Here is a 14660-nt window from a genome sequence, read left to right on the forward strand (position 1 = left end):
ACGCAGCCGCCGAGCGCGAGGACCTCGGCCGTCGCGCGGCCGCGCTGATCGGCGCCCTTGCCGACAGCCCGGCTTCAGGGCTCATCCGCCTCGATCGCGATCTCGCCAATGGCGAAGACAGCGAAGCGGCCGTCTATGCGCTGCGCATCCTGCTCGCCACGGTCGGCGGCGTCTCGTTCCTCGTCGAGGAGGCACGTTGCCGGGCGCTGTTCGAGCGTCTCCGGTCCGGGGCGCTTTGCGCCACATTGTCGCGGACAGTGGTCGATGCGCGCCGGACCGGCATCTTTCTGCATCGCGAGGCCCGCAATCTGCCCGCCGTTCCGGCAAAGGACCAGGCCCTTTGGGACGGTCGGCGGAGGATCACATTGAGCGACAGATCGGGCGGGTTGGTGATCGCCCCTGTAGGGCCTGCCGCCGCCAAACGATTTGCCCCGGAAGGTGGCGTGCCGGCAAGCGTGCTGCGCAGGGCGCTCGCCGCAGAACCCGCGCTGTGGCGCGGCGGCGAACGCCTTGATTTTGCTGGCGGTGACGCCCCGGCGTCGCCAATGGCAATCGTCCCGGTGGTGTCGCCTTTCGCCCGCTTCCTGCCGGCCTTCGATCTCAAGCCCGCGGCAGCGGTCGCCACGCTGATCGGCGCGCCGCCGCCGCCGCCATTGCCTTTTCGCGGCCATGATCGCGGCGGAGCATGGGCGAAAGCTTAACCGAGGCGTGCTGTTATGCTTGGCAAGGGGAGGCGCTCTCCCTATGTTAGGCCCAAGCCTCCTCCATCATCGTGGGTCCGCGCGCGGACGCCAACAGGACAATAGATGAATCCGAACTATCGCAACCTCGCGCTCTGGGCGATCATAGCGGTCCTGCTCATCGCCCTGTTTAACCTTTTCCAGACGCCGCAGACGCGCGGCGCTTCCAGCGAGATTGCCTATTCGCAGTTCCTGCAGGATGTCGCGTCCGGCCGGGTCAAGAGCGTGACCATTGCAGGCGCCCGCATCTCGGGCAACTACACGGACAACGCCAACGGCTTCCAGACCTATTCGCCCGGCGATCCGTCGCTGGTCTCGAGGCTGCAGGACAAGAACGTCACCATCAACGCCCGGCCTGAAACCGACGGCTCCAACTCGCTGTTCGGCTACCTGATCTCGTGGCTGCCCATGATCCTGATCCTCGGCGTGTGGATTTTCTTCATGCGCCAGATGCAGTCCGGCTCCGGCCGCGCCATGGGCTTTGGCAAGTCGAAGGCCAAGCTGCTCACCGAAGCGCATGGCCGCGTCACCTTCCAGGACGTCGCAGGCGTCGACGAGGCCAAGGAAGACCTTGAGGAAATCGTCGAGTTCCTGCGCGATCCGCAGAAGTTCCAGCGCCTCGGCGGCAAGATCCCGCGCGGCGTGCTTCTGGTCGGCCCTCCCGGAACCGGCAAGACGCTGCTCGCCCGCTCGGTCGCCGGCGAAGCCAATGTGCCGTTCTTCACCATCTCCGGCTCGGACTTCGTCGAGATGTTCGTCGGCGTCGGCGCCAGCCGTGTGCGCGACATGTTCGACCAGGCCAAGAAGAACGCGCCCTGTATCATCTTCATCGACGAAATCGACGCGGTCGGCCGTCATCGCGGCGCCGGCCTCGGCGGCGGCAATGACGAGCGCGAGCAGACGCTGAACCAGCTCCTGGTCGAGATGGACGGCTTCGAGTCCAACGAAAGCATCATCCTGATCGCCGCCACCAACCGGCCCGACGTGCTCGACCCGGCGCTGCTGAGACCCGGCCGCTTCGACCGCCAGGTCGTGGTGCCGAACCCCGACATCGTCGGGCGCGAAAAGATCCTCAAGGTGCATGTGCGCAACGTTCCGCTGGCGCCCAATGTCGACCTCAAGGTCATCGCGCGCGGCACGCCGGGCTTCTCCGGCGCCGACCTGATGAACCTCGTCAACGAATCCGCGCTGATGGCGGCGCGCCGCAACAAGCGGCTCGTCACCATGGCCGAGTTCGAGGACGCCAAGGACAAGATCATGATGGGCGCCGAGCGCCGCTCGTCGGCGATGACGCAGGCCGAGAAGGAGCTCACCGCCTATCACGAGGCCGGCCACGCCATCCTGGCGCTCAACGTGCCGACGGCCGACCCGCTGCACAAGGCGACCATCATCCCGCGCGGCCGCGCGCTCGGCATGGTCATGCAGCTGCCGGAAGGCGACCGCTATTCGATGAGCTACAAATACATGATCTCCAGGCTCGCGATCATGATGGGCGGCCGCGTCGCCGAGGAGTTCAAGTTCGGCAAGGAGAACATCACCTCCGGCGCCTCCTCCGACATCGAGCAGGCGACGAAGCTGGCGCGCGCCATGGTCACGCGCTGGGGCTTCTCCGACAAGCTCGGCCATGTCGCCTATGGCGACAACCAGGAAGAGGTCTTCCTCGGCCATTCGGTGGCGCGCACGCAGAACATTTCGGAAGAGACGGCGCAGATCATCGATGCCGAAGTGCGCCGGCTGATCGACGATGCCTATTCGACGGCCAAGACCATCCTGACCAAGAAGAAGAAGGACTGGATCGCGCTGGCCGAAGGGCTGCTCGAATACGAGACGCTGACCGGCGAGGAGATCAAGCAGCTGATCGCCGGCCACAAGCCCGCCCGCGACCTTGGCGACGACACGCCGCCCAGCCGTGGCTCGGCCGTGCCGAAGGCCGGCACCGGCGGCCGCCGCAAGAAGGGCCCCGAGCCCGAAGGCGGCATGGAGCCGCAGCCGCAGGGCTAATTCTGGAAGATAACTACCAAAGAACGCCGCGGCCACTGCCGCGGCGTTTTGTTTGGGAGGTCGCAGAGGGTTTGCGAGTCATTCCTGCGACGTTGGCGTTTGGCGAAAGCCGGCGCGACAGCCAATCTCCCCCCTTGTGGGGAGATGCCCGGCAGGGCAGAGGGGGGCGCTGTCCCGCCGGCATGTCAAGTCTTGGGGTTCCTCGCCCACGCTGAAAGCGAGGGAGAGGTGCCGCGAAGCGGCCGGAGAGAGGGGCCCTCATACGGCAATTCCCTCTCAGCCTCTCCTTCACAACGGGGGCGTTAGGAAGTCAGCGTCGAGTTCCTTCGCGCCCCCCTCTGTCCTGCCGGACATCTCCCCCACAAGGGGGGAGATTGGCGGCGTCGCCGCCGGCGCTTCTCAGCCTGCGGCCCTCCTGGCATCGCCCAACAAAAAAGGCCCGCGTACCTTGCGATGCGCGGGCCTTTTTTGACTAGCTGCTAACGATCAGCTCTTCAGCTTGGCGTTGCAGAGGCTGTAGAAGCCGCCGCCCTTCTGGATCCACTTCAGGCCGTTCAGCGTGTTGGCGTCCTTGTTGGCATAGTACTGCTCAAGGCAGGTATGCATGCGGCCTTTGGCCGGGGTCTCGGTGGCGAATTTCGGCGAGATGGCGGTCGGGAAGGTCACACCCTTCGGCGCGGCGACGCTCGGCTTCGCCGGTTCCTTGGTGAAGGTCGCCTCGGTCGGGGCCGGGACGGTGTCGTCATCGGCTGCGGCAGCACCGCATTCGGCCTTGCGGAAGTCGTTCCACTTCATGCCGTTCAGCTTGTTGGCGGTCTTGGCCGCCTGATACTTGGTGCTGCATTCAGCCATGCTCAGGCCCTTGCCGCCTTCAGCCGCTGTCGTCGCGGTCGCGGTCTTGGTCGCCTTGGCAGGCTTCGTATCGGTCGCCGCCGCGGTGGCGCCGGCCGCGCATTCGGTCTTGCGGAAGTCGTTCCACTTCATGCCGTTCAGCGTGCCTGCGGCCTTCGCGGCCTGATACTTGGCGCTGCATTCCTTGGCGGTCAGGCCCTTGGCCGAGCTGTCGGCGGTTGCCGCGGCGGTCGTCTCCTTGGCCTTCTTGGCCGGCTTGGTGTCAGCCGCCTTGGTGTCGGTCGCCGCCTTGGTGTCGGTCGCGGCGGAGGCATCGCTGCCGCACTGCGCCTTGCGGAACTGGTTCCAGGTCTGGCCGTTGAGCGTTCCGGCGTCCTTGGCCGCGTTGTACTTGGTGCTGCACTCGGCCATGGTCAGCGCGTTGGCCGGCGCCGCCAGGAACAGGGTTGCGACGGCGATGCCCGTCAACGTGGCAAGTCTATGAATAAGCATGGCGTTTTCTCCCTTGCTGCCGCCAGGTGGTCCCTATACCAAATCAATAGCTCTCAATGTTGGGTTGCGCCAGATGCTTCCGGCGCGGATGCCGTCACAAAGTGTGTTCCTCCCGACAAGGTGATGAATTGCTTGCGGTTCGCTGCGCAAACAAGGTTTTGCCACGCGACTTGGGCAGAAAAGCTCGCCTCGGCTGGTATATTGCCGCTACAGTCAGAGGTCGTGGCAGGCCGTGGAATCACTTGCTCCCCCGCGACAATGATTTTCTAAGGAATGGTAATATACAATTACGAAATGTGATAATCGGATGCGGCCCAATTGTGGCAATACGGGCGGCTGAAAAACCGATGGGGACTTTGGCAAGAATGGCAGGGCAGTATTTCGGTACCGACGGCATCCGCGGACGCGCCAACAAGTTTCCGATGACGGCCGAGGTCGCCATGCGGGTGGGGATGGCCGCCGGGCTTTCTTTCCAGCGCGGCAACCATCGGCACCGCGTCGTGCTCGGCAAGGACACGCGGCTTTCCGGCTACATGATCGAGAACGCGATGGTGTCGGGCCTGTGCGCCGCCGGCATGGACGTGTTCCTGCTCGGACCGATTCCGACGCCGGCGGTCGCCATGCTGGTGCGCTCGCTGCGCGCCGACATCGGCGTGATGATCTCGGCCTCGCACAATCCCTATTACGACAACGGCATCAAGCTGTTCGGCCCCGACGGCTACAAGCTCTCCGACGAGATCGAGGAGCGCATCGAAAGCATGCTCGACAAGGATATCGAGCTTGCGCTGGCCGATTCCGACGGGCTGGGCCGCGCCAAGCGCGTCGATGGCGTCCACGACCGCTATATCGAATTCGCCAAGCGCACGCTGCCGCGCTCTATGTCGCTTTCCGGCTTGAGGATCGTCGTCGACTGCGCGAACGGCGCCTCCTACAAGGTGGCCCCCGAGGCGCTGTGGGAGCTCGGCGCCGAAGTGGTGGCCATCAATGTCGAGCCGAACGGCTTCAACATCAACAAGGAATGCGGCTCGACCCATCCGGCCGGCCTGCAGAAGAAGGTGCACGAGGTGCGCGCCGACATCGGCATCGCGCTCGATGGCGACGCCGACCGCGTGGTCATCGTCGACGAGAACGGCGCCATCGTCGACGGCGACCAGATCATGGCGCTGATCGCCGAGTCCTGGCACCAGAACGGGCGGCTGGCCGGCGGCGGCGTCGTCTCCACGGTGATGTCCAATCTCGGCCTCGAGCGTTTCCTCGGCGACTTAAAGCTGCAACTGCACCGCACCAAGGTCGGCGACCGCTATGTCGTCGAGCATATGCGCGCGCACGGCCTCAATGTCGGCGGCGAGCAGTCCGGCCATATCGTGCTCTCCGATTTCTCGACCACCGGCGATGGCCTGGTTTCGGCGCTGCAAGTGCTGGCCTGCATCAAGCGGCAGAACCGGCCGGTCAGCGAGCTGTCGAAGAAGTTCGAGCCGGTGCCGCAGCTGCTGAAGAATGTCCGCATCTCCGGCGGCAAGCCGCTGGAGGAGGCGCCCGTCAAGGCGGCGATCGAGGATGCGCGCAATCGTCTCGGCAAGTCCGGCCGCCTCGTCATCCGGCCCTCCGGCACCGAGCCGCTGATCCGCGTCATGGCCGAAGGCGACGATCCGCAACTGGTCGAGACCGTCGTCAACGACATAGTCGGCATCATCTCGGAAACCCGCAGCGCCGCCTGACGGAGGCCCAAGCCAAAGCTCGTCGCGCTTGGAAGCCCGCCGCCCGGCGGGTTTTTTCGTGCGTGCCGCAACGACCGGACAACGGCATACCCTCTAAAATTGTATAGATTCGTGGTTAATCGGCACGGTTAAACGGCCTTTAACCTTTGCAATTCATTATCCACGCCGAGGTTCATCTTCGGGCGACGTCGTCCCGAGGCTTCTTAGGGGTGACAGCATGTTCAATACAGCAAGAATGGCATTGTTTGCCGCGCTGTTTGCGGGGGTGGCCGGATCGGCGCTCGCCGCCGACCTCGCGGAACCGCCTCCGGTCGAGGAGGCTCCGCCGCCGGTTGTCGAGGCGCAGCCGGTCGATGTCGGCGGCTGGTATATCCGCGGCGACATCGACTATCACTGGTCGCGCTTCCGTGGCGGCGACTACATCACCTACGGCGCGGCACCGCCCCAGGTCCAGGGCAGCTTCGCCAGCGGCAAGCTGAAGGGCGCGTTCTCCGCGGGCGCTGGCGTCGGTTATCAGATCAACCAGTATTTCCGCACCGACCTCACCGCAGATTGGATGGGCAAATCCAACTTTAGCGGCTCGACCGATGGCTTCTGCGCCGGCGGGGTGCCTTGCACCTCCGTCGACACCTCGTCCTATTCGGCTTTGCTGCTTCTGGCCAATGCCTATGTCGACATCGGCACCTGGCACGGTGTCACGCCCTATGTCGGCGCCGGCATCGGCGGCGCCTGGGTAAAGTGGGACACGCTCCACAACACCGATCTCGATGGTTCGTTTGAGCATGCCGGCGGTAAGGGCTGGCGCTTTGCCTATGCCCTCATGGCCGGCGCCTCCTACTGTCTGACCGATCGTGTCAAGCTCGACGTCGGCTACCGTTACAGCCACATCAATGGCGGCAAGATGTTCGAATATGCTTCGGACAGTAATGTCGGCCCCGGTTACGACCGCGGCATCAATGTGCACGAAGTGCGCGGCGGCCTGCGGTATCAGTTCGGCAGATCCGATTGCGCCCCGCCGCCGGAACCCTATCAGCCGGAGCCGATCTACACCAAGTAGTTGCTTCGAATATACTGAGGTTTTGCCAACCGCCCGGCGCCAGCCGGGCAGTTTTCGTTTGTGCGCTGCCGGTAAAATCTCATCGAAATCAATTCGGTAACTGCCTGTTATCCTTAACCGGCACTTAACCACTATGGTTAACAATGCTCCTGAAACGGCAGCTGTGCTCGCGTTCGCGACTGGCGCCAACTTCAGGAGCCGGGGACCATGACATCAAAATCGCGTATCGCACTGGCGCTCGCCGCAATCGTGCTGATGCCGGCGACACAGGCGGTGTCGGCCGACTACGACCCGCCCATCTATGTCGACCAGGCGCCGGACTACCAGCCGGTCGAGGTGGGCTCGGGCTGGTACCTGCGCGGCGACATCGGCTACGCCTTCAGCCATCCGTTCGAGCATCAGATATCGACAAGCGGGTCGACAAGCTTCACCAACGACAGCAGCCTGTTCACGGGCAGCATCGGCATGGGCTACCATCTGAACGACTTTCTCAGAGTCGAACTCAATGGTGGCATCCTGCCGACCAATAAGTTCGGCGACCACGCCTTGGTGCCAGATGGCTGCGCCGGTCACACGAATAACTTGGTTATTGTTGGCGGTACAGCGATCATCCAGTCGGTTGCCGATACGGAAGACTGCGAAGCCACCAACCGGGCCACCAACAAGGGCTACAGCGTGATGGCCAATGGCTATGTAGACCTGGGCACCTATGTCGGGCTCACGCCCTATATCGGTGGCGGTGTCGGCATTGCCTATAACAAGTATTTCAAGACCCAAGGCGAGCGCGAGTGCGTTGATCGCCCAACCGATTCGGCGGGCACCGGCGGTTTCGTCTGCGACGATCCGGCGGGATACAAAGGATCGGAGGACTCCGAGGCGAAGTTCAATCTGGCCTATTCGATCGGGGCGGGCCTGTCCTATCAGGTCAGCAAAAATCTCTCCGTCGACCTCGGCTACGAGTATTTCTCGATCCCAAGCGGCAAATATGTCGCCTATGACAACGGCGCCTTCAATGTTCACAAGGGCATCGATTATCAGACGGTCAAGCTGGGTTTGCGCTACGATCTTTGGTGAGCGACAAAGCCTTGAAAATTGCCGGTGGCGGATCACCGGTCCGCCGTTTTTGCTTCAGGGCGCGTAATCGGGGCTACACAAGTATCCTGCCAGCGACAAAAACTTTGCTCTTGACGCCGAAAGGCTGAAAGCATATCGCCGTCCGTGGGCCACCCCTCCCCAACGAGGGGCCACTATCTGGAAGGATAGACCACGATGACGACGCTTACCAAGCCCGGACTCCGTCCGGCAAATCCCAATTTCTCCTCAGGTCCCTGCGCAAAACGCCCCGGCTGGTCGGCCGAGGCGCTGAAAGCCGCCGCGCTCGGACGCTCCCACCGCGCCAAGATCGGCAAGGGCAAGCTCGAGCAGGCGATCGAGCTGACGCGCGAAATCCTCAAGGTTCCTGCCGGCTACCGGATCGGCATCGTGCCGGCATCCGATACCGGCGCGGTCGAGATGGCGCTGTGGTCGCTGCTCGGCGAGCGCGGCGTCGACATGATCGCCTGGGAAAGTTTTGGTGCCGGCTGGGTGACCGATGTCGTCAAGCAGCTCAAGCTCGCCGATGTGCGCAAGTTCGAAGCCGGCTACGGCGAGCTGCCCGATCTCACGCAGGTCGATTTCGACCGCGACGTGGTCTTCACCTGGAACGGCACGACCTCGGGCGTGCGCGTGCCGAGCGGCGATTTCATCCCGGCCGGCCGCAAGGGTCTCACCATCTGCGACGCCACCTCGGCTGCCTTCGCGCAACGGCTCGATTTCGAAAAACTCGATGTCGTCACCTTCTCCTGGCAGAAGGTGCTGGGCGGCGAGGGCGCGCATGGCATGCTGATCCTCAGCCCTCGCGCCGTCGAGCGGCTGGAGACCTACAAACCGGCCTGGCCGCTGCCGAAGATCTTCCGCCTGACCTCGGGCGGCAAGCTGATCGAAGGCATCTTCAAGGGCGAGACCATTAACACGCCGTCGATGCTGTGCGTCGAGGACTATCTCGATGCGCTCAACTGGGCGAAATCGATCGGCGGCCTGGAAGCGCTGATTGCGCGTGCCGACGCCAATGCCGCGGTGCTCGACCGGTTCGTGGACAAGTCGCCTTGGCTCGGCCATCTGGCCGTCGATCCGGCGACACGCTCGAACACTTCCGTGTGCCTGTCCTTCGCCGATCCAGATGTCGCGGCGCTCGATGACGACGGTCAGGCGGCTTTCGCCAAGGGCATCGTCTCGGCGCTCGACAAGGAAGGTGTCGCTTACGACATCGGTTCCTATCGCGATGCGCCGCCCGGGCTGCGCATCTGGTGCGGCGCGACCGTCGAGACTTCCGATCTCGAAGCGCTGCTGCCCTGGCTCGACTGGGCCTTCGCCATGCAGAAGGCGTCGCTCAAGGCAGCGGCCTGAGACCATTCGCGGCGGCCTTCGGGCCGCCGATCCCCAAACGGATCAAATCCCATTGAAGGAGGCCGCCATGGCGCCCCGCGTTCTCGTCTCGGATAAACTTTCAACCACCGCAGTGCAGATATTCAAGAATCACGGCATCGAGGTCGACTACTTGCCCGATCTCGGCAAGGACAAGGAAAAGCTTCTCGAAGTGATCGGCCAGTATGATGGCCTCGCCATCCGCTCGGCGACCAAGGTCACCGAGAAGCTGATCAATGCCGCAACCAGGCTCAAGGTCGTCGGCCGCGCCGGCATCGGCGTCGACAATGTCGATATCCCGGCGGCAAGCCGCAGGGGCATCATCGTGATGAACACCCCCTTCGGCAATTCGATCACCACGGCCGAGCATGCCGTCGCGATGATCTTCGCGCTGGCGCGCCAGATCCCCGAGGCCAACGCCTCGACGCATGCGGGAAAATGGGAAAAGAACCGCTTCATGGGCATCGAGATCACCGGCAAGACGCTGGGTATCATCGGCTGCGGCAATATCGGCTCGATCGTCGCGACGCGCGGCGTCGGCCTGAAGATGCATGTGATTGCCTTCGATCCGTTCTTGTCGGACAGCCGCGCCGAAGAGCTCGGCGTCGAGAAGGTCGAGCTCGACGAGCTCTTCACCCGCGCCGATTTCATCACCTTGCACACGCCGCTGACCGACAAGACGCGCAACATCATCGACGCGGCGGCAATCGCCAAGATGAAAGACGGCGTGCGCATCATCAATTGCGCGCGCGGCGGGCTGGTCGTCGAAGCGGACCTGGTCGCGGCGCTGAACAGCGGCAAGGTTGCCGGCGCCGGCGTCGACGTCTTCGAGGTCGAGCCGGCGGAGAACAACGCGCTGTTCGGCATGGAGAATGTCGTGGCAACCCCGCATCTCGGCGCCTCGACAGCGGAGGCGCAGGAGAATGTCGCCCTGCAGGTCGCCGAGCAGATGTCGGACTATCTGATCAAGGGCGCGGTCTCGAACGCCATCAACATGCCTTCGATCACCGCCGAGGAAGCGCCGCGGCTAAAACCCTTCGTCAAGCTCGCCGAGGTGCTCGGCGCCTTTGTCGGCCAGGTCACCGAGGATCCGATCAAGGAGGTCGAGATCCTGTTCGACGGCTCGACCGCGACGATGAACACGCGCGCGCTGGTGAGCGCTACCCTTGCCGGCCTGATCCGGCCGCAGGTCTCCGACGTCAACATGGTGTCGGCGCCGATCATGGTGAAGGAGCGCGGCATCATCGTCGCCGAGGTCAAGCGCGACAAGTCGGGCGTCTTCGACGGCTATATCAAGCTTACCGTCAAGACCGAGCACATGACGCGCTCGATCGCCGGCACCTGCTTCTCCGACCACAAGCCGCGCTTCATCCAGATCAAGGGCATCAACCTCGACGCCGAGGTCGGCCAGCACATGCTCTATACGACCAATGCCGATGCGCCCGGCATCATCGCACCGAGCACATGACGCGCTCGATCGCCGGCACCTGCTTCTCCGACCACAAGCCGCGCTTCATCCAGATCAAGGGCATCAACCTCGACGCCGAGGTCGGCCAGCACATGCTCTATACGACCAATGCCGATGCGCCCGGCATCATCGGCCTGCTCGGCACCGTCTGCGGCGAGAACGGCGTCAACATCGCCAACTTCCAGCTCGGCCGCAACCGGCCGGGCGGCGATGCGATCGCGCTGCTCTATCTCGATGCGCCGTTCCCGGAAAAGGTGCTCGATCAGCTGCGGGCGCACCAGTCGATCGACTCGGCCAAGCCGCTGCACTTCGATGTCGGCGCCGCCTGAACAAAGTCTGCCTAAATGATAAAGGCCCCGTGCGCGCTCGCGCACGGGCTTTTATCAGGCCAGGCGCGTCAGGATGATCTTTTCCGCGCCGGCTTACTTGCTGGGAAGCCGGGCGCGATCTTGCATTGCGGCTTGTGCGGCTTGGGGCGAAGCCGATGTATATCCGCGCATCGATATCCTTAACGAGGTCGCAATTTCTGACCAGAGCCTGACATATTCAGCGAAGGCGGTGGCGCCGCCTGTGCGCTAGCCCTTCTGCCACTGTATTCGGCGAGCGCGATGCCTCCGAGAACAAGCGCAAGCGCAAGACCCTGATAGAATTGGAACTGCTCGCCGACGATCAGCACCGAAAGCAGCGTGCCGAAGATCGGCACGAGGTTGATGAACAGCCCGGCGCGATTGGCGCCGATCAGCTCATTGCCCCTAATATAGAAGATCTGCGAGACGACCGACGCGCCGAGCGCAGTGTAGAACGCGACCGCCCATCCCCGCGCGTCCGGGACGATGACGCGACCCGCCGCCACTTCCCAGACAAAGAAGGGCAGCGAGGTCAAAAGCGCGGCGAGCGACAAAGCCAGCATGAGGCTTTGCCAGCGGATGGCCGGCTTCAGGCGCAGCCCCACCGAATAGAGGCTGTAGCAGAGAACCGCGACCAGCATGATGGCGTCGCCGAAATTGAGATCGAGCTTCAGCAACTGGCTGAGGTCGCCATGGCTCGCGGTGAGGGCGACGCCGACGATGGTCAGCGCGACGCCGACTATCTGCAGGCGCTGCACGTGCAGCCGGAACAGCACGAAATTGGCGAGAATGATGACGATCGGTATGGCCGCCTGCTCGATCGAGACGTTGATGGCGGTGGTGTAGTTCAGCGCCGTGTAGAAGATGACGTTGAAGATCGTGAAGCCACAGGCGCCGAGGCCGGCAATCAGCAGCCAGTGCCGGCGCAGCTCCGGCCAATCCTCGCGAAAAGCCCGCCAGCCGACGGGCAGCATGATCAGCACCGCCAACACCCAGCGCAGGAAAACCAATGTCATCGGCGACACATGGCCGACGGCAAGCTTGCCGGCCACGGAATTGCCGCCCCATAGCAGCATGGTGGAGAGAAGGAACAGATAGGCGGCTCGATGCATCGCTTAATCCGGCACGGGCGGCGCGTTCGAAGATCGAAGCCGGCCTATGGCGATAGTGAGGCCAAGTAAATGATGCGAAAGCCGGAATTTGTTGTGCCTGGTTTGTTGTGTCTTGGCTGGTTTCGGCGGCAAAGAAAGGGTCGCATCGGCCTGCACATGAGGTTATAGAGGCCTGTCGTTTCAAGCCGCTAAGGCGGCATCTCAAGGGAAAAGAACATGACCAATGTGGTGGTCGTCGGCTCGCAGTGGGGCGACGAAGGCAAGGGCAAGATCGTCGACTGGCTGTCGGAACGTGCCGACGTGGTCGTGCGCTTCCAGGGCGGCCACAATGCAGGTCATACGCTGGTCGTCGACGGCAAGGTCTACAAGCTTTCGCTCCTGCCGTCCGGCGTGGTCCGGCAGGGCAAGCTGTCGATCATCGGCAACGGCGTGGTCTTCGATCCGCATGCCTTCGTCGCGGAAGTCGCGAAGCTCAAGGAGCAGGGCGTGGAGGTGACGCCCGAGCGCCTGAAAATCGCCGAAAACACCGCGCTTATCCTGTCGCTGCACCGGGAGCTGGACGGATTCCGCGAAGACGCCGCCTCGAATTCCGGAACCAAGATTGGCACGACCCGCCGCGGCATCGGCCCCGCCTACGAGGACAAGGTGGGCCGGCGCGCCGTCCGGGTGATGGATTTGGCGGATTTGGAAACGCTTCCCCTGAAGGTCGACAGGCTGCTGACGCACCACAATGCGCTGCGCCGCGGGCTCGGCCATGCCGAGGCGACGCATGAGGCGATCATGCAGGAGCTGACCTCGGTGGCCGGCGAGATCCTGCCCTACATGGATCGGGTCTGGAAGGTGCTCGACGACAAAAGGCGCGCGGGCGAGCGCATCCTGTTCGAGGGCGCGCAAGGCACGCTGCTCGACATCGACCACGGCACCTATCCCTTCGTCACCTCGTCCAACACCGTGGCGGGGCAGGCGGCCGCCGGCTCCGGCACCGGCCCTGGCGCCATCGGCTATGTGCTCGGCATCACCAAGGCCTATACGACGCGCGTCGGCGAAGGCCCGTTCCCGACCGAGCAGAAGAACGAGATCGGCGAGTTCCTCGGCACGCGCGGCCACGAATTCGGCGTCGTCACCGGCCGCAAGCGCCGCTGCGGCTGGTTCGACGCGGTGCTGGTGCGCCAGGCGGTGGCCGTCAACGGCATCAAGGGCATCGCGCTCACCAAGCTCGACGTGCTCGACGGGCTGGACGAGATCAAGGTCTGCACCGGCTACCGCCTCGATGGCGAGCTGATCGACTATCTGCCGGCCAGCCAGGGCGCCCAGGCGCGCGTCGAGCCGATCTATGAGACGCTCGAAGGCTGGAAGGGGACGACGGCCGGTGCCAGGAGCTGGAACGATCTGCCGGCGCAAGCCGTCAAATATGTCCGCTACATCGAGGAGCTGATAGGAGCCCCGGTTGCGCTGCTTTCCACCAGCCCGGAGAGGGACGACACGATACTTGTGACCGATCCGTTTCAAGACTAGTTTCACAGCCCTTCCCGGCACTACGGCTGATTTGCGGCCGGTCACGGGGAAAGAATCGCAGGTCGACTGACGCATGGCAGATTTCGTTGGTGTTCTGAAAAAGCAGCTCGAGAAGCACGGCGAGCCCTCGTCCGAGCTGCGCAAGCGCATCTACGAGAATGCCCGTGCGGCACTGGCGAAGAAGCTCGCGGACTATTCTCCGCCTTTATCCGCCGATGTCGTCAGCAAGCAGAAGCGCTCGCTGGAAGATGCCATTTCCAGCGTCGAGCGAGAGTACGTCACGCCCGCTCCGGCGCCCAAGCCGGCTCCAGCGGAAGATCCGCTGGCGGAGCTGGAACATATTTTCTCGTCGATCGACCGCAACAAGAACCAGCCGAGCCACGTCCGGCAGCCGCCGGTGGCGAACCCCGAGCCTGCCAGGCCCGAGCCCTTCAAGCCGGCGCCGGCACCGGTGAAGGCGGAACCGAGCTGGCAAAGCGCATCAAAGACGGAGCCAAGCTGGCAAGGGGCAACGAAGTCGGAGCCCGGCGGCTGGCACAAAGCGCCTTCGGCATCGCCGCCGATGCCCTCGCCGCGCGAGGACGATGTCAGCCTGCCCGGCATGAACGCCGCCGAACCGGACGACGGCAGCGATGCCTTCGCCAATGACGAGCAGCCGGCCGACACTTTCCAGCGGCTGCGACCGCCGGCGCGCAAGCGCAGCTATGGTGGGTTGATCGCCACTGTCGTCGCATTCCTGGTGCTGGCAGGTGGCGGCTATGGCGTCTGGCTGAACAAGGATGCGTTCCGCTCGATGCTCGGCTCGAACGGCGGCGGCAGCAAGACGGTCTCGACCGAGCCATTGGTCAAGCCCGCTCCGGCAAAGCCGGCCACGGAGACGGCAGCCGCGCCGCCC

Annotated in this window: 9 protein-coding genes and 3 pseudogenes; 10 read left to right on the forward strand and 2 right to left on the reverse strand. The window is 63.9% G+C overall.

Annotated features, from left to right (window positions below):
* A pseudogene (locus DH10_RS08640) lies at positions 1–701 on the forward strand (tRNA lysidine(34) synthetase TilS); the annotation flags it as partial.
* Between the two features lie 105 nt (positions 702–806).
* A complete protein-coding gene (gene ftsH, locus DH10_RS08645) occupies positions 807–2741 on the forward strand; it encodes an ATP-dependent zinc metalloprotease FtsH (protein WP_192245811.1) in 1935 nt (644 codons plus the stop codon).
* 486 nt (positions 2742–3227) lie between these two features.
* Here the strand turns inward: ftsH and DH10_RS08650 are convergent, their stop codons facing one another.
* Positions 3228–4085 (reverse strand): hypothetical protein, encoded by an 858-nt coding sequence (locus tag DH10_RS08650; RefSeq protein WP_192257507.1) that lies wholly within the window; start codon positions 4083–4085, stop codon positions 3228–3230.
* Between the two features lie 365 nt (positions 4086–4450).
* Here DH10_RS08650 and glmM point away from each other — a divergent pair, with 365 nt between their 5' ends.
* The 6 genes and pseudogenes from glmM to DH10_RS08680 form a co-directional block, all read left to right on the forward strand.
* Positions 4451–5803, forward strand: coding sequence for a phosphoglucosamine mutase (gene glmM, locus DH10_RS08655; protein ID WP_192257505.1), 1353 nt, complete (start codon positions 4451–4453; stop codon positions 5801–5803).
* Between the two features lie 217 nt (positions 5804–6020).
* Positions 6021–6860, forward strand: coding sequence for an outer membrane protein (locus DH10_RS08660; RefSeq protein ID WP_192384611.1), 840 nt, complete (start codon positions 6021–6023; stop codon positions 6858–6860).
* Between the two features lie 207 nt (positions 6861–7067).
* A complete protein-coding gene (locus DH10_RS08665; protein ID WP_192257501.1) occupies positions 7068–7934 on the forward strand; it encodes an outer membrane protein in 867 nt (288 codons plus the stop codon).
* A gap of 195 nt (positions 7935–8129) precedes the next feature.
* Positions 8130–9305 carry a phosphoserine transaminase gene (locus DH10_RS08670; protein WP_192257498.1) on the forward strand — a complete coding sequence of 392 codons (1176 nt, stop codon included), beginning with the start codon at positions 8130–8132 and terminating at the stop codon, positions 9303–9305.
* A 67-nt stretch (positions 9306–9372) separates the two neighbouring features.
* A complete protein-coding gene (serA, locus tag DH10_RS08675) occupies positions 9373–10791 on the forward strand; it encodes a phosphoglycerate dehydrogenase (protein ID WP_246811520.1) in 1419 nt (472 codons plus the stop codon).
* Positions 10776–11120, forward strand: a pseudogene (locus DH10_RS08680) (phosphoglycerate dehydrogenase); the annotation flags it as partial. The gene serA and the pseudogene DH10_RS08680, both read left to right, overlap by 16 nt.
* Before the next feature lie 179 nt (positions 11121–11299).
* Here DH10_RS08680 and DH10_RS08685 read toward each other — a convergent pair.
* Positions 11300–12250 (reverse strand): DMT family transporter, encoded by a 951-nt coding sequence (locus tag DH10_RS08685; protein ID WP_192257494.1) that lies wholly within the window; start codon positions 12248–12250, stop codon positions 11300–11302.
* A gap of 216 nt (positions 12251–12466) precedes the next feature.
* Between DH10_RS08685 and DH10_RS08690 the strand changes: the two genes are divergently transcribed.
* Positions 12467–13765, forward strand: a complete 1299-nt coding sequence (locus DH10_RS08690; RefSeq protein ID WP_192257492.1) for an adenylosuccinate synthase — start codon at positions 12467–12469, stop codon at positions 13763–13765.
* Between the two features lie 73 nt (positions 13766–13838).
* Positions 13839–14660: pseudogene (locus DH10_RS08695) on the forward strand (hypothetical protein); the annotation flags it as partial.

This window comes from Mesorhizobium silamurunense (assembly GCF_014843825.1).
GTDB lineage: Bacteria > Pseudomonadota > Alphaproteobacteria > Rhizobiales > Rhizobiaceae > Mesorhizobium > Mesorhizobium silamurunense.

Excerpts from the sequence above, each read along its gene's own strand:
- ftsH (WP_192245811.1), top strand. The coding sequence starts at position 807 with ATGAATCCGAACTATCGCAACCTCGCGCTCTGGGCGATCATAGCGGTC.
- glmM (WP_192257505.1), top strand. The coding sequence starts at position 4,451 with ATGGCAGGGCAGTATTTCGGTACCGACGGCATCCGCGGACGCGCCAAC.
- DH10_RS08660 (WP_192384611.1), top strand. The coding sequence starts at position 6,021 with ATGTTCAATACAGCAAGAATGGCATTGTTTGCCGCGCTGTTTGCGGGG.
- DH10_RS08690 (WP_192257492.1), top strand. The coding sequence starts at position 12,467 with ATGACCAATGTGGTGGTCGTCGGCTCGCAGTGGGGCGACGAAGGCAAG.
- DH10_RS08650 (WP_192257507.1), bottom strand. The coding sequence starts at position 4,085 with ATGCTTATTCATAGACTTGCCACGTTGACGGGCATCGCCGTCGCAACC.
- serA (WP_246811520.1), top strand. The coding sequence starts at position 9,373 with ATGGCGCCCCGCGTTCTCGTCTCGGATAAACTTTCAACCACCGCAGTG.
- DH10_RS08685 (WP_192257494.1), bottom strand. The coding sequence starts at position 12,250 with ATGCATCGAGCCGCCTATCTGTTCCTTCTCTCCACCATGCTGCTATGG.
- DH10_RS08670 (WP_192257498.1), top strand. The coding sequence starts at position 8,130 with ATGACGACGCTTACCAAGCCCGGACTCCGTCCGGCAAATCCCAATTTC.
- DH10_RS08665 (WP_192257501.1), top strand. The coding sequence starts at position 7,068 with ATGACATCAAAATCGCGTATCGCACTGGCGCTCGCCGCAATCGTGCTG.